Genomic DNA, 18,205 nt, shown 5'->3' with positions numbered 1-18,205 from the left:
TGCTCGTGCGCGTCGAAGTGGGGGGGCGCAAGATGTTTCAGGTCAAGCAGGGTAAAGCCTGAGAGAGGAGCATTTACCTCTTGCCTTTGGCCTTTCAATGGATGACAGATTCAATGCGGCCTACGCTTTCCGGATGATCTGTTGCCGGAAGCGCTGAAGCATGACAATCCGCTCGGCTTGTGGCGTGTTACGGATGGCGAGCTTTCGAAGGCGTGATTGCGTTGACGAGCACTCGATGGCACGCGTGGACCCCACGCGCGCTTAAGCGCTCCTGCATCTTCAATGTTCAATATCCATGCTCGCGACTCACTACGTTCGCGAGCTGCTCGCCGCGCAACCATCTTGCGAAGTTGCCGAACCACGCATCGAGCACGCGCTGGTTGTAGTCCGGCGCGTCGCACGAGATATGAGGCGTGACGATCAGGCCCGGCACGTCCCATACCGCACTATCCCCCGGAAGCGGCTCCGGATCGAACACGTCGAGCACCGCGCCGCCACACGTGCCCGCGCGTAGGCGCTCGAACAACGCCGGGTAGTCGATCAGCGACGCGCGCGACAGGTTCACGACACTTGCGCCGGCACGCATCGTCGCAAGCCGGTCGGCGGACAGCAGCCCGCGCGTGGCCGGCGTCAATGGCGCGGTGACAATCACGAAATCCGCTTCGGGTAGCCACACGTCGAGTTCGGACACCGGTGCAAGCACATCGGGCGCCCCCGGTGTGCCCGGCGGCAGCGACGCGGGCGCGCGACCGCTTCGGTTTAACGCGACCACCCGCAGGCCCAGCGCCGCAGCGGCGCGGCTCGCCGCTTGCCCGAGGTCGCCGAGACCGACTAACAGCACGGTCTTGCCGCGAATCGGCGCCGTGAGGCGCGCGTCCCACCGGTGCTGTTGCTGAGCGCGCAGCACGGCAGGTAGTTGTGCATTCAACATCAGCAAAGCCATTTGCGCGAACTCGCCCGCCTTGTCGATATGAATGCCGCTGCTATTCGTCAGGATCAGATCGCTACGCAGGCGATCGAGCGGCCATAGCTGATCGACGCCGGCACCCGTCGTGTGAATCCAGCGCAGGCGCCGTGCATCGTTGACCGCATCATGTGGAAAACGCGACGCCAGCAAAAAGTCGACATCGTCGAGCGGCGCGGAAAAGCGCTCGCCATTCCAGCCGAACGAGACGTCGAGCAGTTGGGCCAACTCCGGATGGCGCAGCGACGCGTCGCGCCATGCCGCCGGAACCAGATGAAAAGCCGGCGCCTGCCGGCTCTTGCTTTCGAGGTGCAGCCGATATCGTCGCTGTGGATCGCTCATGGGTCGCGTCATGTCACAACGGCAGCGCGACGAGCGTATCGTAGCGGCACGAATCGGTGACCACCGTCCGTTCGCGCAACAGCGCGGCGCGGCCCTCGATGCTCACCGCGTCGACATACCGTCCGGCGCTGAAGACCACCATCGTCCCCTCGTAGCCGGTGCGCACGACCATATAGCTGGTCTCGCAGCGAAGCGCGCCGTCCGCGTCGATGCCGACGATCTCCGTCGGCCCGATCACATGACGGTATACATGAGGCTCGAACACGTTGACCGACTGGATCGAACTGACGCGGTCGAGCAGCATGCCGCGCGTATTACAGAACCAGATGCCGAAATCGCGACCCGCGTCGAAATCGGCGCGCGTGAGAATACGATACGTACAGTCGTCGGTGAAAAAGGTGGGCCAGCGGTCGAGGTCGCCGTTATCGATCGCGCTGCAATAGTGCGCATTCAGGCGGCTGATGCACGCCTTCGTGTGCGCGCCCACCTCGATGTCAGGAAAACGCGTGGTCGTGCTAGACATGCATCAATTCCCGATAAAATTTCCAGAAGCCGCGCACCGACGTTTCCGTCGCGCGGGTCGCCATCGGTCCGGTCCCTTTGCCGCCCATCTCGATCACCGCCGCATCGTCGAGGTCGCCGCGAATGCCCTTCTCGACGAACGCGCCGATCGTTCCGTCCTCCATCGACACGAGCCCGGCCGGACCGACCAGGTTGCTCTGCTTGCGGCGAATCAGCGTCTGCTCCGGCGAGTCTTCCTCGAAACCGAGTACCGTCCAGATCAATTCGCAACGGTCGACAGCCAGCGGCACCACCTGGCGCACGCCGATCGAGTTCATGATCTGATGCAGCACGAAGCCCGGAAAAATGCTCTGGATCGCATTGGTGATCTGGTCCGGGTACTCCATCCATTGGTCGATCAGCGATGGATCCTTCAGGCCGAAGTCATCGCGCATCGCGCGGATGATGCCGGAGTCGTATTGCGCATCGCCGGCGTCCGTGAAGCGCTTCGTAAACGTAATGTGATGGCGGCTGTCCTCATCCTGCAGCGTGCCGCCTTCCGCCGACAGGCGATTGATCTTGAACGTCGAAAAGAATGCGTGCAGCAGGCTCGGATGATAGTTGTCCCGGCTATTCTCGACGTACAGCTTCCAGTTGTTGTGCATCACCTGGCTATAGCGGCCGAGAATCTTTATCTTGCCGTATAGCGTGCGCTCGATGTGCGCGACCATCGTCGGCCCGAGATAGTCTTCGAGCGGCGGCGCTGCGTCGGAAAACGAACCGAATACGAGGCCGCGGATGCTTGCGACGCGCAACGTGGTCAGGCGAAACTGCGTCTTGTCGAAATCGTCGGGCATGCCGCCCTTGCCTTGCACGCCCTTTTCGAATGCGACGCTTGTCAGCTCCCCTTCGAAGTTATAGACCCAGTTGTGATACGGGCACACGAAGTTTGGCCGTTTGCGGTGGCCATGCGCCTCGTAGCACAGCACCGAGCCTTTATGCACGCATTTGTTCACGAGCGCGCGAACGCCGCCGTCCTGATGCCGCACGACGATCACCGATGTATGCCCGACCTTGGTGGTGATGTAATCGCCGGGGTTCGGTATTTCGATGTCGAGGCACAGGAAGCTCCACGTCGGCCCGCGAAACACCGCATCCTGCTCGCGCTCATAGGTGTGCGCGTCGGAAAACACCCGCAGCGGCACGCGCGTCATGCCTTCGGCGGGCCATGCGATCCTGCTCGCGGGCAGCCCGATGGTGCTCGTCGTCATTTCATTTTCTCCGCATCAAGATAGGGCTTCGGGTAGAACAGATCCGCCGGCAGTTCGCCCTTCAACGTGCCCGCTGCCTTGAATACGTCGAACGTCCGCTTCAAGGTTGCGATATCGTCGCGCGCGAATGCGACCGTGTTCATGCTGGTCCAGTGCGCGCTGTAAAAATGCGCGCCTTTGTCGTTCATATTGGCCGCCTTCTTCAATATCGCAACCACCGCATCCGGATTCGCGGCGCCGAATTGCACCGCTTCGCGCATCGCGACCAGAACCTTCGCCGCATCGGCCGGATTGTTTTTCAGCCACTCGTCGCGCATCACGGCCACGCCGATATACGGCGGCGTCGGCGATCGCGTCATCTGTTTCCACTGATCGGACAGCGTGCCCAGCACGCGGATCCTGTTGGCGTTATCGGGCACCTGAGCGACCGTCGTCGGCCGCATCACCGCGGCATCGACATTCTTTTGCAGCAGAAACTGCGCGAGGCGAGGCTCGTCGCCGGCAATCAGCCGGTAATCGGCAAGCTTCAATCCGTAGTTGCCGTCGAGCACCGCGGTGCCGACGCCGGTCGTTCCGCTGCCGAGCGGGGACATGCCGACCTTCTTGCCGCGCAGCTCGCCGGGGTTGCGAATCGGTGAATCCGCGAGCACGACGAGTTCCGCGTCGACCAGCTGCGTGGCCGCGACGATGCGCACCGGCACGCCCTGCTGGCTCAGGCTGAATGCGCCAGCGAGACTCGTGCCGAACGCAAGATCGATCGCATTGGAAGCGAGCGCCGTCGTCGGTCCGTTGACGTCGGGAAAATGCACGAACTTCACCTGCAAGCCCTGCTTTTCGAAGAACTTCTGCGCCTCGAGTACCGCGCCGAAGCCGAGGCTGATGCCGCTCGTCCAATAGCCGACGCGCAATTCGGCAGCGGCAGCGCCGCCGATTGCGCCGAGCGTGAGGCTGCACACCATCAGAAGCTGCGAGATAACACGAAATATCTTCATTGTGTCGAATACACGTGCGGCCGTGCGGCCTGAGACAAACCACCCCGAATTAACCTCAAATCGAGGATCCGAATGCTGCGCGATATGACGCCCTGCCCGCCTATTTGCCGATTGCCATCAACGGCGCATGCTCGAAATCCTGCTTCATGCTGCGCAGTACTCGCTCCATCGTCATGTCGCGAAAGCGTTCGATGTGGCGCCGCGCGATACGCGACGCCGTCTTGCCGTCGCCGGCGCCGAGCGCCTCTGCAAGCAGCCGGTGGTCGCCGGAAATCTCGGGGCTGTCGTCTTCGTCGCTGAAGCCGAGTGCGACAAGCCGCGCCATCTCGTCGAACAACTCCGAGATATTGCGCACCAGACGCTCGTTTCCCGATGCCATTGCAATGTGCAAATGAAACGCGCGATTCCCGTCCAGAAAGAAACCGATCTGGTTGCCGTGGTTCTTCGACGCAGTATTGCCACGCGCCGCTTTATCGATGCGCATCAATGCCTTCGTGTCGACATGGCCGGCCGCAAGCCGCGCGGCTTCCGGTTCGAGAATCAGGCGCAACGCGAAGACTTCCTCGACATCCTTCAGCGTGACCGGCACGACCACATAGCCGTGGCGCGGCACCGATCGCACGAGGCCGTCATGCGTGAGGCGCGCGAGCGCAAGACGACAGGTGGATTTGCCGACCCCGTACTGATCCATCAATTCCGCCTCCGTCAGCATGCTGCCCGGCTGCAGGGTGCAGGACAGAATGGCCTGCCTGATCGCGATATACGTTGATTCGCCAAGCAGCATGCCCTCGCCTGTCGCCTTACCTGCGGAAACGATCTTTGCTCGCATATGCCCTCGCTTTATTCACCCGTTGCGTTTTCATTTGTTAGGCTTACGTGATTTTGTGAGCACCTCACCAACCCGTGAAACCCATTCTAGAAGAAGCAATTTTCGAAGTAAACCGAGGTCAAAATACCGTTAATTCAACTGACCGCTCCTTGCCAGCGGCGCACCGTGCGCGCATCCATATCGAATAGATCGAGCACTCTGCCGAGCGTGTGATCGACCATCTGCTCGAGTGAAGCCGGCTGCGCATAGAACGCGGGAACCGGCGGATAGACGATCGCGCCGGCCTCCGTCACCGCCGCCAGACTACGAATATGCCCCGCATGCAACGGCGTTTCGCGCACCATCAGCACGAGCCGCCTGCGCTCCTTCAGCATCACGTCCGCCGCTCGCGACAGCAACGAACTCGTGCAACCAGTCGCGATCTCCGATAGCGTCTTGATCGAGCACGGCGCGACGATCATGCCGTCGACGCGAAACGAGCCGCTCGAAATCGTAGCGCCGATATCCGTATTCGGATAGTGGATGTCGGCGAGCGCCTTGACGTCGGCAAGCTGCATGCGCATTTCCTGCGACAGCGTCACTTGCGCGGAACGGCTGACGACGAGGTGTGTCTCGACCTCGAGCTCACGCAACAGTTTCAGCAGCCTCACGCCGTAAATCGCGCCGGACGCGCCGCTGATCCCGACGACGATGCGCGGCCGCCGGATGCCGCATGCCGACGCGTTCATATCAGGCCTCGCGTGTGCGATGGATACCGCATGCTCATGGCTTCTGTCCGGCAATGATCTTCTTCGCGATCTGATAGGGCTCGCTCGCGAATACATCCGGCGGCAACGTTCCCTTGATCGCACCGCTCGCCGCGAAAATCTGCTGCTCGCGCTTCAGCGTTTCGATATCCGCCGGCTCAAACGAGATCGTGTTCAGTTCGGCCCAATGCGCAGCATAGATATGCGCGTCGTTCGCGGGCAGATTTGCAACCTTTTGCAGAATCGCCGCCACCTGGTCAGGATGCGCATTGCCCCATTCAATCGCGGCATGAATCGCGACGATAAATTTCGCTACCGTTTGCGGGTCGCGTTGAACCAGATCCGTTCGTGCAGCGCCGACGCCGAGGTACGGCATCGCGTCGGAATGCGTCAGCTTGTGCCACTCGTCGACCAGCGTGCCGAGCCGCTTCGCCTTGACTTCCGTTAGCTGCGCGACGGTGACCGAGCGCAGTGCAGCCGCATCCACCTGCTGCTGCGCGAGAAACTGCGCAAGCCGCGCCTCGTTGCCCGGCACCAGCGAGTAATCCGCAGGCGTAAAACCGTAGTTCGCGCGCAGCACGGCGGCTGTCATCAGCGCGACCGAGCTGCCCGCAGGCGACATGCCGATCTTCTTGCCGCGCAAGCCGGCAAGCGATGTCACCGCCGAATTCGCCGGCGCCACGAAGGTCACGTCGGCCGGAGCGGTCGCGCCGAAGATCCTGATCGGCACGCCGGTCGCCGCGATGCTGAATGCACTCGCGCCGGCCACGCTGAAGCTGATGTCGATCACGTTCGCCGCAAGCCCGCTCGCCGGCGCATTGACTTCCGCGAAGTGCACGAAGCGCGCATCGTCGATGCCGGCTTTCTTCAGGAAATCGCCGGTCTCGAGCACCGCGCCGAGACCGAGGCTCACGCCGCTCGTCCAGTAGCCGATACGCAGTGGCACGGCGTGGGCGGCGATCGAAACGAGGGAGACCGCCACGGCCACCCATAGCCGCGACACACGCCTGTTGAGTTTCATCATGTCAGTTGGTCTTTGAAAAGGGGCGACGCGCCGCGTTATCGCGACGCAGGCAGCACCGCATCGAAACGCGAACCGCGCACGCAGAGCTTTCCTTCCGCTGTCTTCCACAACTGCTCCCGCTCATGCAGCACCCCCAGTGCGCGCGCAAGCGTTTGAAAGTCGTAACCGGACAGACGTTCGGCAAGCGCCGTGTAATAGAGCGGTGCTTCGCCGATCAAAGCAAGCGCGTTGCGTGCCGCTTCTTCAACCTTGTCCGGCCCGGATACGACCGCGTCGTCGGCCTTGCCCGCCACGTAGTCAGCGATTTTCGCGGTGTCCGCATACGCATACGAGATCCGCTCATAGCGCTCGTGTGGAATGCCTTCGGAAATGGTCGCGTCGATACCGACTTTCGCGCCGGTCGGCACGCGTCCCGGCGGCATGACCGGCAAGCTCGGATCGAGCGGCTTCGCGCGCGCGCCCGGGATCACGATCAGATCGCGATCGCCCTGCACGCGCGTCGCGATCGCCCACTCGACTTCCTCGCCGTTGAACACGTCGATGTCGTCGTCGACCACCACCACGTGCTTCAGGTCCATCACCGAGAGCGCCGCGAGCAGCGCGTTCTTGCCCTCGCCCGCCTGCTTGCGGATCGAGATCACCGCATGCCAGAACGCGCGGCCGCCCAGCGTCACGTTGATGTCCTTGACCTGCACACCGGCGGTGCGCAACGCGGCGCGAATCGCCTGGTAGCGGGTCGGCGCGGCGAGCCACGTATTCTCCCACGGCATGTGCAACGAGTAGTACATCGCGTCGCGCCGATGCAGAATCGCCTTGATGCGCACGTTGGGGTTCCAGTGCAGGCCGCCCATCAATGCGGTGAACTCGCCGAAACGGCCTTCGGGCTGGGTCCATCCGGTCGGCAGGATTTCCGCTTCGATGACGACCTCCGAGTCCGCGATATACGGCAGGTCTATCGTTTCGCACGGTGCGAGTTCGACCGGCGTGCCACGAATGCCGCCCGCGATCGCCATCTCGTCGACGCCGATCGGCGCCCGGTAGCCTGCCCCCATGATCTCCATCGGATGGTTCCCGATCGAAATCGAAATCGAACACGGCTTGCCCTGCTCATAAGCGCGTTGCGCGAACATGCGCATGTTGTTCGGCGTCACGATGTCGATGCCGGTCAGCGCTTTTTCCTTCACCATGAAACGGTAGATGCCGCTGTTCAACCCATATTCGGGGTCGTGCGAGATCACGATGCCCGCGGTGATCATCGGGCCTCCGTCATAGATCGACGACATCGGAATGGGCAGACGGAACAGATCGACATCGTCGCCTTTATGAATCACCTCCCTGGCCGGCGACGTATTCACATACACCGGCGCAATGGGATTCTGAATGCCACACTGCAGCAGCTTCTCGATTTCGAAGTAGCTGTCGCAGCCCATCGCCATCATCGCGCGCCGTTGCGTGCGAATGATGCCCGACAGCAGCGGCATGTTGTAGCCGATCACGTTATGGAACAACAGCGCCTTCTCGCTCTGGTCCACGAGCGTGCCGACGTGACGGATGTCGACGGGCTGGCGGATGTCGATCAATTCCTGGCCGGCTCTGAGCCGTTCAAGAAACTCGCGAAAATTCTCTTTCATGCCGGTCTCCTCGATAAGGGGGATAACGGAGCGTTCGATTTGCACATCAGGCGGCTCCGGTAGCGGACAATTCCGCTTGAGCGGTGTGTTTCAACGCCGCGCGATCGATCTTGTTGGTCGACGCAAGTGGCAGCGCATCGACGAACCATACGCGGCGCGGATGCTGATACGCCGGCGCTTGCGCGAGCGCGTATTGCTTGACGTCGTGCTCCGTCAGCGCAGTTCCGGCGCGGCGCACGACGAATGCAACGGGCTTGGTGCCCTTTATGTCGTCGTTGACCGGAACGACACAAGCCTGTGCGATGTCGGGATGCGTCTCGAGCATGCGTTCGACTTCGCCGGGGAAGATGTTTTCGCCGCCGGAAACGAACATGTCGTCCGCGCGGCCGACGAATGCGTAAAAGCCCTGCTCGTCGCGATGAAACACATCGCCCGTCACATAGAATCCGTCCGCGGTCAGCGGCACCGGCAAATCCTTGCGATTGTGGTAGCCGAGCATCACCGCCGGGCTTCTGACCGCAAGCACGCCGGTCGCGGCGCCGCGATCGGGCGCGTCGAGCAGCCTGACCTGCACTTCGGAATGCGGATAGCCCACCGACAGCGGCGGCGGCTCAAGGCCGTCCGGATGCGGACCGAACACGATCGGACCGCCTTCGGTGGTGCCGTACACGTTGGTGACCTTCGCATTCGGGAAGACCTGCGCGATCTGCTCGAGCAGGCTTTCGCCAACCGGCGCGGAACCCATCCGGATAAGGCGCACCGACGTCAGATCGGTTCTCGCGAGCAGGTCCGGTTCGCGCAGCATCATCGCGATCATCGGCGGCACCGACGTAAGCCACGTGACGCCGTAGCGCTCGATCGCGCCGATATACGCGCGCGCCTTGAACTGCGGTAGCAGTACCACGGTGCCGTGGCCGTACAGCGACATCAGCACGAGCGTCAGCGCATTCATGTGGTATAGCGGCGCCGCGACGAGGAAGCGGTGCGCTTCGGGCGGCTGCGCAGCCGCGCGCGTGCGCGCGACCCACAGATGGCTGTCGTGCGATAGCATCACGCCTTTCGGCTTGCCGGTCGAGCCCGACGTGTAGAGAAACATCGCCGGCGTTCCCGGCTCCGGCACGATGGGTTCGTATGAGCCAGGGTCCACGAACGAAGCGAACCCGTCGGCGCCGTCCGAATCGAACACGACGGTCGGCAAGTCGGCCGGGCAATCGGCCAGGCGCGCGGCATCGCAAAACACCAGTTGCGCCTCGCTGTCGCGAATCACAAAGGTCGATAACGCCGGCGGAAACCGGAAGTTGACCGGTGTCGCAACCAGTCCCGCGCGCATGATGCCGAGCAAGGCCGCCACATATTCGGCGCAGTTCGCGGCGAGAATCGCGACCCGCTGCCCGCGCGCGAGGCCGCGGCGCTCGAGTGCGCGTGCGACGCCATCGGCCAGTGCGTCGAGTTCGCCATAGGTGATTCGCGTATCGCGCCAGCCGCCCTGCGTATCGTCGAGGTCGCCGAGCGCGATCAGTGCGAGCTTGTGCGGATCGCGAGCGACGTCGATCAGGTCGCCGAGATTCTCAGCAGTGTGCATGTTCGACAGTTCCGATAAATTCGATCAAGGTATTGAATGGCGCGAGCAGGACGGCAATGGCCGGTGCGTGCCGATACGTCGTTGTGTCGTCAACCTTCACCGCGGCGGGGTCGCTGCGCGCCATCGACGCCAGTCTTGCGCCGAGCGCCGGCAAGTCCGCCGTTTCGATGACGAGCGCGCCGAAGTAACTCGCACGGTCGGCGGCGTGGCGCGCGAGCGGGCCGTAGCGGGCGCGGTATCCGGCATCGTCGACAAACCGCAGCTCGAACCCTTGGAAGCTCAACCGCACGCCGGCGCCGCTCGCAGCCGGCACCACACGGCCTTCGCCTGCGGTCGACACATAGCGTTGCGCTTCGGCATGCGGATCGGCGCTTACCACGACCAGTTCGGCGAGGCGCGTCGCGCCGTTCGGATGCTTCGTCCATGCATCGCGAAACACCCATTGCGGCGTCAGATGCTCGCAAAAGTAGACACGCCCCGCGGACAGTTCGCCGGGTTCGAGCCGCGTCGTCGCAAACCTCACCAACTGCTCGACGCCGTCGATCTCCACGGGCCGTGAAAACGACTGTGGTTCTGTCGCGTTGATGCGCGCGGCACTCAACCTCGCATACGTCGAGCGCGCGTCATCCGTTCTGAACACAAGCCCGTCGATACCGAGACGGCTTTCGAGTATCTCGCGCCGAACGCGTGTCGACCCTGCCGGCAGACCGACCAGTTCCAGGTAGTGGTCGTCGAACATCATCAGATGGTTGATTGAACCGAGCGAGTGGTAACCGCGCGGCGTCAGCATGAAGCCGAGTTCCGCAAAACAGGCCGCCGCCGCATCAATGTCGAACATCGCATTGACGACGACGTGATCGAGCATTTGTGCCGTGGTGGACGCAGTTGCCGCAGTTACCTCAGTTGCTTTTGTCATGCGCAGCGCCACATCCACTTACACTTTGGCAGCCGGCGCCGGCGCGGTGGAATAGACACCCCGGCCGCTCGCGAGCAAGACGCCCGACTCGTCATAGATAGCTGCCTCCGCCACCGACACCGAGCTGCCGAACTTCACCACCTTGCCGCGTGCGACCAGATCGCCCGGCATCGCCGCGCGGTGATAGTCGACCCGCAGGTCGATGGTCGGCACGCCTCTGCCGGTCTTCGACACGAGCGCCCAGTCGGCGGTCAAATCGACGAGTGCGGCCAGAATTCCGCCGTGCGTATAGCGCCGCTCCCGGTTCACGACCCACTCTTCACGCCACTTTGCGGCGATTTCAATTTCACCTTCGCCGACGCTCAGCACCCGCAGACCGAGCCATTGATGGTAAGGACCGCGCGTGAGCATCGCCTGGATGTCTTCAGCACTCAATTGTTTCGCTTCTGTCATGTTGGCCTCCGCGCTCAAGGGGTGACGACGATCTTGCCGAGCACTTCGCGATCGCGAATCATGCGCAGCCCTTCGGCGGCCTGCTCGAGCGGCAGCACCTTGTCGATCTGCACCGAAATCTTTTTCGTGCGGATCAGCTCCATCAACGCGGACAGGTTGTCGTCGTAGAAACTGTTCGAGCCGATCACGCGAATCTCGAAGCTCCAGATGTAGCGCAAATCCTCCTTCGGATCGTGGCCGGCCGTCGCGCCGCACACGAGCAGACTGCCGCCGCGCTTGATACATCTGAGCGACGGCACCCACGTGTCGCCACCCGTGAAATTGATGACGACGTCCGCACCGCCTTCATAGCTACGGCGTTGCGGCTTGCCGTACTTTTCGATTACCCACTTCGAAAAATCGACATCCTTATAGTTGATGACGTGGTCCGCGCCAAGCGCCTTCAGGCGCTCAGCCTTGTCGGCACTGCCCGCCGCGGCCACCACTTCAGCGCCGAGCATTTTCGCCAGCACGACGCAACCGGTGCCGACGCCGCCACTCGCGCCGAGAATTACAACGCGGTCGCCTGCCTTGACCGTGTTGTGCGTGACGATCATCCGGTGGGCCGTGCCGTATGCGACAGGCAACGACGCCGCTTCCTCGAAGCCTACGCCGTCGGGCATCGCGATCAGTTGATCGGCCGCGACGAGGCAATACTCGGCCATGCCGCCGTCCAGCATTTCGCCCATCAGGCCTTTCTTTTTGTTGAGCGGATTCACCAGCACACGCGCACCGACCTTCCAGCCGTCGACGTCATCGCCGACTTCGACGATTTCTCCCGCCATGTCGAGCCCGATCACGACGGGCAGCGGCACCTTGATGCCGGGCATGCCTCTCACGGTAAATACGTCGTGATAGTTGAACGACGATGCACGCACGCGAATCACGACATGCTGAGGCACCGCCTTCGGCATCGGCTTTTCGCCCACTTTCAGCTTGTCGACATCGCCATGTTCATCGAGAATCAACGCCTTCATCTTACTAGTCATATGGAATCCTATATATAGAATCTACAAAGTGAAATAGTGCCTGTGCATAGGGCTCGATCAGCCGGTCACACGCGCCGTTTCCAGCGGAACAGATGGTTCTCGATCGGCTTCAGAATGCCGTACTCGAGCAGGACCATCAGAAAGATCAATGTCAGCGTCCATGCAAAGACCTGGTCGGTCTGCACGAGGTCGGCGGCCTGGCGCAGCCGGTAGCCGACGCCGTTCGACGAACCGATCGTTTCGGCGACGAGCGACACCCGCCAACCGAAGCCGAACGCAAGCCGCGCGCCTGAAAAGAAGTACGGCAGCACGGTCGGCAGATAGATCTTCGTCATCACCTTCGCACGCGACATCTGAAAGCTGCGCGCAAGCTCGACGTACTCGGCGTTGACGCTTTGCGAACCCTGCCAGACGTTGGTCAGGATCAGCGGCATCGCTTCCATGAAGACCACGAAGATCGTCGTTCCATTCGAGATGCCGAACCAGATCAGCGCGAAGATCGCCCAGATCGCTGCGGACACCGTATTGAGCACCGACAACACCGGTTCGAAGTAGTGGCCGATGCGCCGGTTCGCACCCAGCAGAATGCCAAGCGGCGTGCCCACCAGCGCGGCGAGCACGAAACCCGAGACGACGCGGTACAGCGTGATGCCCAGGTCCTCGGTGAACGTGCCGGTCGCGACCAGTTCGCGCAATGCATCCCACGTCTTGCCGATGCCCGGCAAGATGAACGCCGGCACGCGCTGCGCGGCCAGCCACCACAAAACAAGGAATACCGCCACGAGCGACAGGCGCTGCAGCGCAACGCGCACCAGACCGGTCATGCGTGTGGATCGCGTCGCGAAAGTGGAACGTGCTACGGAAACGGACGACATCGTATTGTCCTTAGATGAGGGCGCGCACGCGGCGCACAGTCTCGGCCACGTCGGCCGCAAGCGGGTCGCGCGGGCGCGCGAGGTCGATACTGAGCACGTCGCGCACGCGACCGGGGCGTGGCCGCAGCACGACGACGCGGTCGGCCAGCACGATCGCCTCTTCGACATCGTGCGTGACGAACACCACCGTCATCTTCAGTTGCTCGCGTATGCGCAGCAGTTCCCCGTGCATTTGCGAGCGCATCTGCGGATCGAGCTTCGAAAACGGCTCGTCCATCAACAGAATGTAAGGCCTGACGACGAGGCTACGGGCGAGCGCAACACGACTGCGCATGCCGCCCGACAGTTCGTGCGGGTACGCGTTTTCAAAGCCTTCGAGGCCCGTCATCCGCAGCACGTCGAGCGCGCGCTCGCGACGCACGTGTGCATTGAGCGTGCCCGCCTCGAGTCCGAATTCCGTATTGGCGACGATCGTGCGCCACGGCAGCAGACGGTCCTCCTGAAACATGTAGCTGATCACGCGCGTGTCCTCGGAAGGCTCACCCGCGACGCCGTCGATCTGCACTTTGCCGCTGTCCGCCTTCACAAGCCCGGCGATGATATTCAGCAGCGTGCTCTTGCCGCACCCCGACGCACCGACGATCGCCAGCACCGAGCCCGACGGCGCGGCGAGCGAGATGTCTTCGAGCACCGCCAGCTTGCCGAAGTGCTTCGACACATGCGAAAGCTCGACCGAATGGCGTACCGACCCCGTGGCCGGCGCCATCGGCACCGCCGCCCGCAACGGCAACGCGTTCATCGCGTGCCTCGCAACGGCACGATCGGCGTGCCGGCGTGGGTGTCTCTGAGACTTGCCATCACTTTCTCCATTGTCATGTCGCGAAACGTCGCAACGTGCCTGTAAGCGATCTGCTCAGCACGGCGCCCGTTGCCGCTTTCGAGTGCATCGATCATCTTCGTATGATCGTGGCGGATTTCCGGCTTGGTTTTCTGCACGCCAAAACCGAGCGCGACGAGACGCGCCATCTCGTTGAGCAGGCCGCCCAGCATCTTCACGAGCCGGCTGTTGCCTGACGACTCCGCGACCGCCATATGAAAAGCCGCGTTCGCGTCCATAAAGATGCCGATGCGGTTGTTGATGCCGAGCGACGCGTCGTCGTTGCGGCAAGCGCGTTCGAGACGCCTGAGCAGTTCGATGTCGGCCTTGCCCGCGGCGAGCCGCGCCGAAAGAGGCTCCAGCTGCAGGCGCAGCGCGAATACCTCTTCGACATCTTTCAGCGTGATCGGCCGCACCACGTAGCCTTGCCGCGGCACCGCGCGCAGAAAGCCTTCTTGTGCAAGCCGCTGCAGCGCGACCCGGCAGGTTGCCTTGCCGATGCCGTAACGTGTCATCAGCGATGCCTCAGTCAGCGTGGCAGCGGGTTCGATCACGCAGGACAGAATGTCATGCCGGATGGTTGAGCACGCTCGATCGCTAAGCAGCCTGGCTTCGTTGGAACAATCGATTAACTGCACCGGCGGAGCGACTGCTGAGTCTTTCACGACATCTCTCCTTCGATTGGTGAGCCGCTCACGAACCGTTGCTGGGCAGGCGTTGAGTTAACTTAGAACAGCCATAAAAAATTTGCACGCGAAAAAAATTGATGGTCCTTGAGCTGTTCAGATGAGAAAACATAGGGGTATTCGCTCGAATATGCATCCATCTGCTGCCGCATCTTCTATCGTTAGAAAAACTGCACAATGCCCAATTGGGCGCCGGTGACGCCTTCACCGCGAACGGGCGTGTTAGGCGTAATCGGCCCGTTGCCGATCAGCGAGTACGTCGCACCATGCCGGTTCACGAGCCGCGCGACCGTCGTGTAAACGAGCGTCCGCTTGCTGAGGTTGTAGAACGCGCCGAGGCTGACCTCACCGGCATTGTTGTTTTGCGCGGTGCTGTCCTGCACATAGCCGATGCCTGCCGCGATGTGTAGTGCGGGCGACACCATGTATCCCGCGGACAGCCAGTACACGCTGTGGTACTTGCCTTCGACATTCGTGTTCAGATTCGCGCCGAGGTTGTTGCCGCGATAGAACGCGAAATAGCCGGTCAGGCTGCCGAACTGATAGCTGCCGCCGGCGAAGGTCGTCTTCAGGTTGAGCTGGCCGTTTGCGCCGTTCTGCTCAGCGTGACTCACACCGAGATAGAGCGGACCGCGCTGATAGTCGACCGCGCCGACATACGCGTTCAAAGCGTCGTGCGGCGACGTTTGTCCACCGAAACTGACACCCGCGGAAAACGTGAAGCCGGCGACGTTCGGCGACCAGTACGTGATCATGTTGTCGTACCGGAACGTAAACGTCGACGCGTTGTGCAGGAACGAGCCGTATGTGCCGCCGTTGAAGGCGTCGAACTTGCTGTGCATGATCAGCAGCGCGGAATTCTGCCGGCCGAGACGCACTTCGCCATAGCGATTCGCAAGCCCGACCCACGCGTTGCGACTGAAGGCGAGCGTGGAGTCCGTGGCTGCACCGTTATTGGTCAGAATGCCGTTCTCGAGATCGAACGTCGCTCGCATGCCGCCGCCGAGATCTTCGCTGCCTCTGAGCCCCACACGGCTTGCATACAGCCCGCCGCTCTGCTCGGCGACTTGCGCGCCTTTTCCGCCGGCGTTGGTATAGCCGACGAACGTGTCCAGAATTCCGTAAAGCGTGACTTCCGCGTGAGCCGCCTTGGCCCAGATGACGGTAAGCGCGAGGACCATCGCTGAACGGCTCAGATGATGTTTGACCATTCCAAGAATTCCGGTTTTATATAAAATAAATATGGATGACTAATAATATGGAATGCAAGCACCGGCCGATAACATCTTCTCATCCGGGAATGAGCCGGCGGCCCCACCGATCAGCACACGCTGTTACGTGCAGCACTGTGGGATGCTCACAGCCAATATGTAGGTCGTTTGATGGAGCGAATTTAGAACGACAAAAAACATCAACACAAGCAGAATTTCAATATCTTTTCGTCGTGAAATGCTCACGAAAATCGGCAAACGGCATGTGAACGACGCAACGGGGTGAAATTGATGTCGCTATTGCGGGCCAGCCGGCGCGATGTTGAGTGCGGCGTTCGTGTTAGCGTCCATTGTCAGCAACGCATTGGACGCAGCGGACTGAATTCGGCGCAGGCTAATTTTGTAAGGAGTGTTGATCCCACGCGACAATCGGTTGCGATCATGTGGAAAGACGTACGTCGGAATCGAGTCGCTCCGACGTTTCAGGATCGGATGCCTCAACGCGAATCTCATCGTGGCGCGCGGAGCAATCCCCAAAACGACGCCGAATAGATTTATGCAAGCCAACCGCGTTATCGTGCATCAGGGGTTGCAAAAGTGGGAGGAACCATAGATTTATTGTCGCAAAGGTGACAAATTCAATATGTTCTACGTGACATGACGCGGTTTCCCGATTCTGCTCACCTGGTATCGTGGGCTGGTTTGTGCCCTCGCAACGACGAGAGTGCCGGCAAACGCCGCAGCACCCGTGTACGCAAGAGCGGCACTTGGTTGAGACCGCACTGGTGATCGCCGCATGGGCTGCGGTGCGGACCTAAGACACCCACCTGCACGCCCAGTTCATACGGATTAAGGCACGATGCGATGCAAGAAAGGCCATAGTGGGAGTCGCTGCTTCCGTGCTCACCGCCGCGTGGCACATGCTTCGCGACGGTGTTGAATACGCGGACCTCGGCGCTGATTACTTCACCAGCCATGACACGCAAAAAACCGTCCATCGACTGCTCAGGCGACTCACCGATCTTGGTTATCCGGTGCAGCTTCTTCATCGTAGGAGCTTCTTACCAGAATGGCTTCAGATCTTTAACAAAAATGGCGTAGAGCTACGGTTTCTGCGCCGGCATGTCTCATTTTTGTTCCTTGGCACTCTGGCATCGAACCATCGCTGCCCTGTATTTCGCCGAAAGCATATCGTGTGCAGCTGCCGCTCGTTCCCGCTGTTCAAGGATCGTAGCAAGAACACGACGCAATGTCTCGAGCGCAGCAGGGTCGTCCGGCAAAACTATTGCTTCGATCATCGGCGTTCGTTGCTCTGCAAAGCGTGCCGCACTAATCCAGTCGCCCCGCTCTGCAGCTTCGTCGATCCGTGCCGTTAGCTCGATAACATGCGCGAGTATTGCTTTCTGGTCCATAGTGAGTTCAGTCGCGCGTCTATTCACTGTTCGCCGACAAGGCGCCATTTCTATTCTCGCCACCGAACAATGCGCTCAGATAATTTTGGTTGGACTGCGCCTGTGCGAGGATAGTGTTCAACGATCCGAAGCTTTGGTTAAACGATGACGTTAGCTGCGCGGCAAAAACCTGAAGCTGGTCCTGTTGGTCCGACAGGCTTTTGATATCGGCTACCAATGCGTTGGTTCGTATTGCAATAGTCCCGTCACTCGTTGTGTAGCCAGTGATCACGCTATCCAGCTGCTTGGCAATGCCATCGGTGTCGTTAAAGAGCGACGTGACCTGTGCCAGGTTGTTTGCCACGGTCGCATCCAGCGTGGGGCCGTTCGGATCGGCGTCGATTTCGAGCTCGGCGAACGGCTGGAGTTAAAGTCAAATGTGGTGTATGGGGAGCTCGGCATAGTCAGGCGGCCAGCGGTTGCTGAGCCGGTGTGCTGTGGGTCACCGGTTCTCCATCCTTGAACTTCATTCCGTCAAGCATCGAAGTGAGCTTTTCCGGGGCGCGGATGCGTCGCCACGATTCTTCGGCCGACTCGATCAGTTTGAATGCCAGACCGAGGAAGGTCGCACGCGATACGCAGTTGCGCGTGCGCTTCGTACGATGACGCACCGTCGCGAAGGTCGATTCGATCGGATTTGTGGTGCGCAAATGCTGCCAGTGTTCAGCAGGGAAGTCGTAAAACGCCAGCAGTTCGTCGCGATCTTCCGTCAGCTTGTCGGCCACCTTTTGATACTTCGCCGAGTAGGTGTCGACGAAGTGATTGAATGCAACCAGCGCATCAGCGCGCGTGGCCGCCATCCAGATATCCTGCATCGCCTTTTTGG

The 18,205-nt window shown here is 61.2% G+C and carries 19 protein-coding genes and 1 pseudogene; 1 reads left to right on the top strand and 19 read right to left on the bottom strand.

Annotated features, from left to right (window positions below):
• Positions 1 to 286 precede the first annotated feature (286 nt).
• From HV796_RS36500 to HV796_RS36425, 16 genes are all read right to left on the bottom strand, one after another.
• Positions 287 to 1,306, bottom strand: coding sequence for a D-2-hydroxyacid dehydrogenase (locus HV796_RS36500; RefSeq protein ID WP_175232720.1), 1,020 nt, complete (start codon positions 1,304 to 1,306; stop codon positions 287 to 289).
• Between the two features lie 13 nt (positions 1,307 to 1,319).
• Entirely contained in the window at positions 1,320 to 1,829 is a 510-nt protein-coding gene (locus HV796_RS36495; RefSeq protein WP_175232719.1) for an aromatic-ring-hydroxylating dioxygenase subunit beta, read from the bottom strand.
• Complete coding sequence (locus tag HV796_RS36490) at positions 1,822 to 3,078, bottom strand: aromatic ring-hydroxylating dioxygenase subunit alpha (RefSeq protein WP_175232718.1); 1,257 nt, start codon at positions 3,076 to 3,078, stop codon at positions 1,822 to 1,824. Before HV796_RS36490 ends, HV796_RS36495 begins: the two co-directional genes overlap by 8 nt.
• Positions 3,075 to 4,070 carry an ABC transporter substrate-binding protein gene (locus HV796_RS36485; protein ID WP_175232717.1) on the bottom strand — a complete coding sequence of 332 codons (996 nt, stop codon included), beginning with the start codon at positions 4,068 to 4,070 and terminating at the stop codon, positions 3,075 to 3,077. The genes HV796_RS36490 and HV796_RS36485 overlap by 4 nt, the downstream gene beginning before the upstream one ends.
• 100 nt (positions 4,071 to 4,170) lie before the next feature.
• Positions 4,171 to 4,899, bottom strand: coding sequence for a GntR family transcriptional regulator (locus tag HV796_RS36480; RefSeq protein ID WP_175232716.1), 729 nt, complete (start codon positions 4,897 to 4,899; stop codon positions 4,171 to 4,173).
• 134 nt (positions 4,900 to 5,033) lie between these two features.
• Positions 5,034 to 5,627 (bottom strand): UbiX family flavin prenyltransferase, encoded by a 594-nt coding sequence (locus tag HV796_RS36475; RefSeq protein ID WP_175232715.1) that lies wholly within the window; start codon positions 5,625 to 5,627, stop codon positions 5,034 to 5,036.
• A gap of 34 nt (positions 5,628 to 5,661) precedes the next feature.
• Positions 5,662 to 6,669, bottom strand: a complete 1,008-nt coding sequence (locus HV796_RS36470) for an ABC transporter substrate-binding protein (RefSeq protein ID WP_246356242.1) — start codon at positions 6,667 to 6,669, stop codon at positions 5,662 to 5,664.
• A 35-nt stretch (positions 6,670 to 6,704) separates the two neighbouring features.
• On the bottom strand, positions 6,705 to 8,300 hold the full coding sequence (locus tag HV796_RS36465) for a UbiD family decarboxylase (protein WP_175232714.1): 1,596 nt from the start codon (positions 8,298 to 8,300) through the stop codon (positions 6,705 to 6,707).
• 46 nt (positions 8,301 to 8,346) lie between these two features.
• On the bottom strand, positions 8,347 to 9,882 hold the full coding sequence (locus HV796_RS36460; protein ID WP_175232713.1) for a class I adenylate-forming enzyme family protein: 1,536 nt from the start codon (positions 9,880 to 9,882) through the stop codon (positions 8,347 to 8,349).
• Positions 9,869 to 10,798, bottom strand: a complete 930-nt coding sequence (locus tag HV796_RS36455; protein WP_246356241.1) for a VOC family protein — start codon at positions 10,796 to 10,798, stop codon at positions 9,869 to 9,871. Before HV796_RS36455 ends, HV796_RS36460 begins: the two co-directional genes overlap by 14 nt.
• Before the next feature lie 18 nt (positions 10,799 to 10,816).
• Positions 10,817 to 11,251: a PaaI family thioesterase gene (locus tag HV796_RS36450; RefSeq protein WP_175232712.1), complete on the bottom strand. Its 435-nt coding sequence runs from the start codon at positions 11,249 to 11,251 to the stop codon at positions 10,817 to 10,819.
• Between the two features lie 14 nt (positions 11,252 to 11,265).
• Positions 11,266 to 12,279 carry a zinc-binding dehydrogenase gene (locus HV796_RS36445; protein WP_175232711.1) on the bottom strand — a complete coding sequence of 338 codons (1,014 nt, stop codon included), beginning with the start codon at positions 12,277 to 12,279 and terminating at the stop codon, positions 11,266 to 11,268.
• Positions 12,280 to 12,344: 65 nt separating this feature from the next.
• Positions 12,345 to 13,154: an ABC transporter permease gene (locus HV796_RS36440; RefSeq protein ID WP_175232710.1), complete on the bottom strand. Its 810-nt coding sequence runs from the start codon at positions 13,152 to 13,154 to the stop codon at positions 12,345 to 12,347.
• A 10-nt stretch (positions 13,155 to 13,164) separates the two neighbouring features.
• Positions 13,165 to 13,953, bottom strand: a complete 789-nt coding sequence (locus HV796_RS36435) for an ABC transporter ATP-binding protein (RefSeq protein ID WP_246356240.1) — start codon at positions 13,951 to 13,953, stop codon at positions 13,165 to 13,167.
• On the bottom strand, positions 13,950 to 14,696 hold the full coding sequence (locus HV796_RS36430; protein WP_175232709.1) for a GntR family transcriptional regulator: 747 nt from the start codon (positions 14,694 to 14,696) through the stop codon (positions 13,950 to 13,952). Before HV796_RS36430 ends, HV796_RS36435 begins: the two co-directional genes overlap by 4 nt.
• 182 nt (positions 14,697 to 14,878) lie before the next feature.
• Positions 14,879 to 15,928 carry a porin gene (locus HV796_RS36425; RefSeq protein ID WP_175232708.1) on the bottom strand — a complete coding sequence of 350 codons (1,050 nt, stop codon included), beginning with the start codon at positions 15,926 to 15,928 and terminating at the stop codon, positions 14,879 to 14,881.
• 654 nt (positions 15,929 to 16,582) lie between these two features.
• Here HV796_RS36425 and HV796_RS36420 point away from each other — a divergent pair.
• Positions 16,583 to 16,974: pseudogene (locus tag HV796_RS36420) on the top strand (transposase); the annotation flags it as partial.
• 81 nt (positions 16,975 to 17,055) lie between these two features.
• On the opposite strand, the gene HV796_RS36415 reads toward HV796_RS36420, so the two are convergent.
• The 3 genes from HV796_RS36415 to HV796_RS36405 form a co-directional block, all read right to left on the bottom strand.
• Positions 17,056 to 17,340, bottom strand: coding sequence for a hypothetical protein (locus HV796_RS36415; protein WP_175232707.1), 285 nt, complete (start codon positions 17,338 to 17,340; stop codon positions 17,056 to 17,058).
• Between the two features lie 19 nt (positions 17,341 to 17,359).
• Complete coding sequence (gene fliD / locus HV796_RS36410) at positions 17,360 to 17,695, bottom strand: flagellar filament capping protein FliD (RefSeq protein ID WP_377757934.1); 336 nt, start codon at positions 17,693 to 17,695, stop codon at positions 17,360 to 17,362.
• Positions 17,696 to 17,783: 88 nt separating this feature from the next.
• Positions 17,784 to 18,205: transposase (locus HV796_RS36405; RefSeq protein WP_175232706.1), on the bottom strand; the 422-nt coding region annotated here is incomplete at its 5' end.

Origin of the sequence: Paraburkholderia humisilvae (assembly GCF_902859855.1) — a bacterium.
Classification (GTDB): Bacteria; Pseudomonadota; Gammaproteobacteria; order Burkholderiales; family Burkholderiaceae; genus Paraburkholderia; species Paraburkholderia humisilvae.
Note: the sequence above shows the minus strand (reverse complement) of the source record. Positions and strands in the feature narration are given on the sequence as shown.

Coding starts and splice junctions, on each gene's coding strand:
- HV796_RS36500 (WP_175232720.1), bottom strand. CDS start 1,306: ATGAGCGATCCACAGCGACGATATCGGCTGCACCTCGAAAGCAAGAGC.
- HV796_RS36495 (WP_175232719.1), bottom strand. CDS start 1,829: ATGTCTAGCACGACCACGCGTTTTCCTGACATCGAGGTGGGCGCGCAC.
- HV796_RS36490 (WP_175232718.1), bottom strand. CDS start 3,078: ATGACGACGAGCACCATCGGGCTGCCCGCGAGCAGGATCGCATGGCCC.
- HV796_RS36485 (WP_175232717.1), bottom strand. CDS start 4,070: ATGAAGATATTTCGTGTTATCTCGCAGCTTCTGATGGTGTGCAGCCTC.
- HV796_RS36480 (WP_175232716.1), bottom strand. CDS start 4,899: ATGCGAGCAAAGATCGTTTCCGCAGGTAAGGCGACAGGCGAGGGCATG.
- HV796_RS36475 (WP_175232715.1), bottom strand. CDS start 5,627: ATGAACGCGTCGGCATGCGGCATCCGGCGGCCGCGCATCGTCGTCGGG.
- HV796_RS36470 (WP_246356242.1), bottom strand. CDS start 6,669: ATGATGAAACTCAACAGGCGTGTGTCGCGGCTATGGGTGGCCGTGGCG.
- HV796_RS36465 (WP_175232714.1), bottom strand. CDS start 8,300: ATGAAAGAGAATTTTCGCGAGTTTCTTGAACGGCTCAGAGCCGGCCAG.
- HV796_RS36460 (WP_175232713.1), bottom strand. CDS start 9,882: ATGCACACTGCTGAGAATCTCGGCGACCTGATCGACGTCGCTCGCGAT.
- HV796_RS36455 (WP_246356241.1), bottom strand. CDS start 10,798: ATGACAAAAGCAACTGAGGTAACTGCGGCAACTGCGTCCACCACGGCA.
- HV796_RS36450 (WP_175232712.1), bottom strand. CDS start 11,251: ATGACAGAAGCGAAACAATTGAGTGCTGAAGACATCCAGGCGATGCTC.
- HV796_RS36445 (WP_175232711.1), bottom strand. CDS start 12,279: ATGACTAGTAAGATGAAGGCGTTGATTCTCGATGAACATGGCGATGTC.
- HV796_RS36440 (WP_175232710.1), bottom strand. CDS start 13,154: ATGTCGTCCGTTTCCGTAGCACGTTCCACTTTCGCGACGCGATCCACA.
- HV796_RS36435 (WP_246356240.1), bottom strand. CDS start 13,953: ATGAACGCGTTGCCGTTGCGGGCGGCGGTGCCGATGGCGCCGGCCACG.
- HV796_RS36425 (WP_175232708.1), bottom strand. CDS start 15,928: ATGGTCAAACATCATCTGAGCCGTTCAGCGATGGTCCTCGCGCTTACC.
- HV796_RS36415 (WP_175232707.1), bottom strand. CDS start 17,340: ATGGACCAGAAAGCAATACTCGCGCATGTTATCGAGCTAACGGCACGG.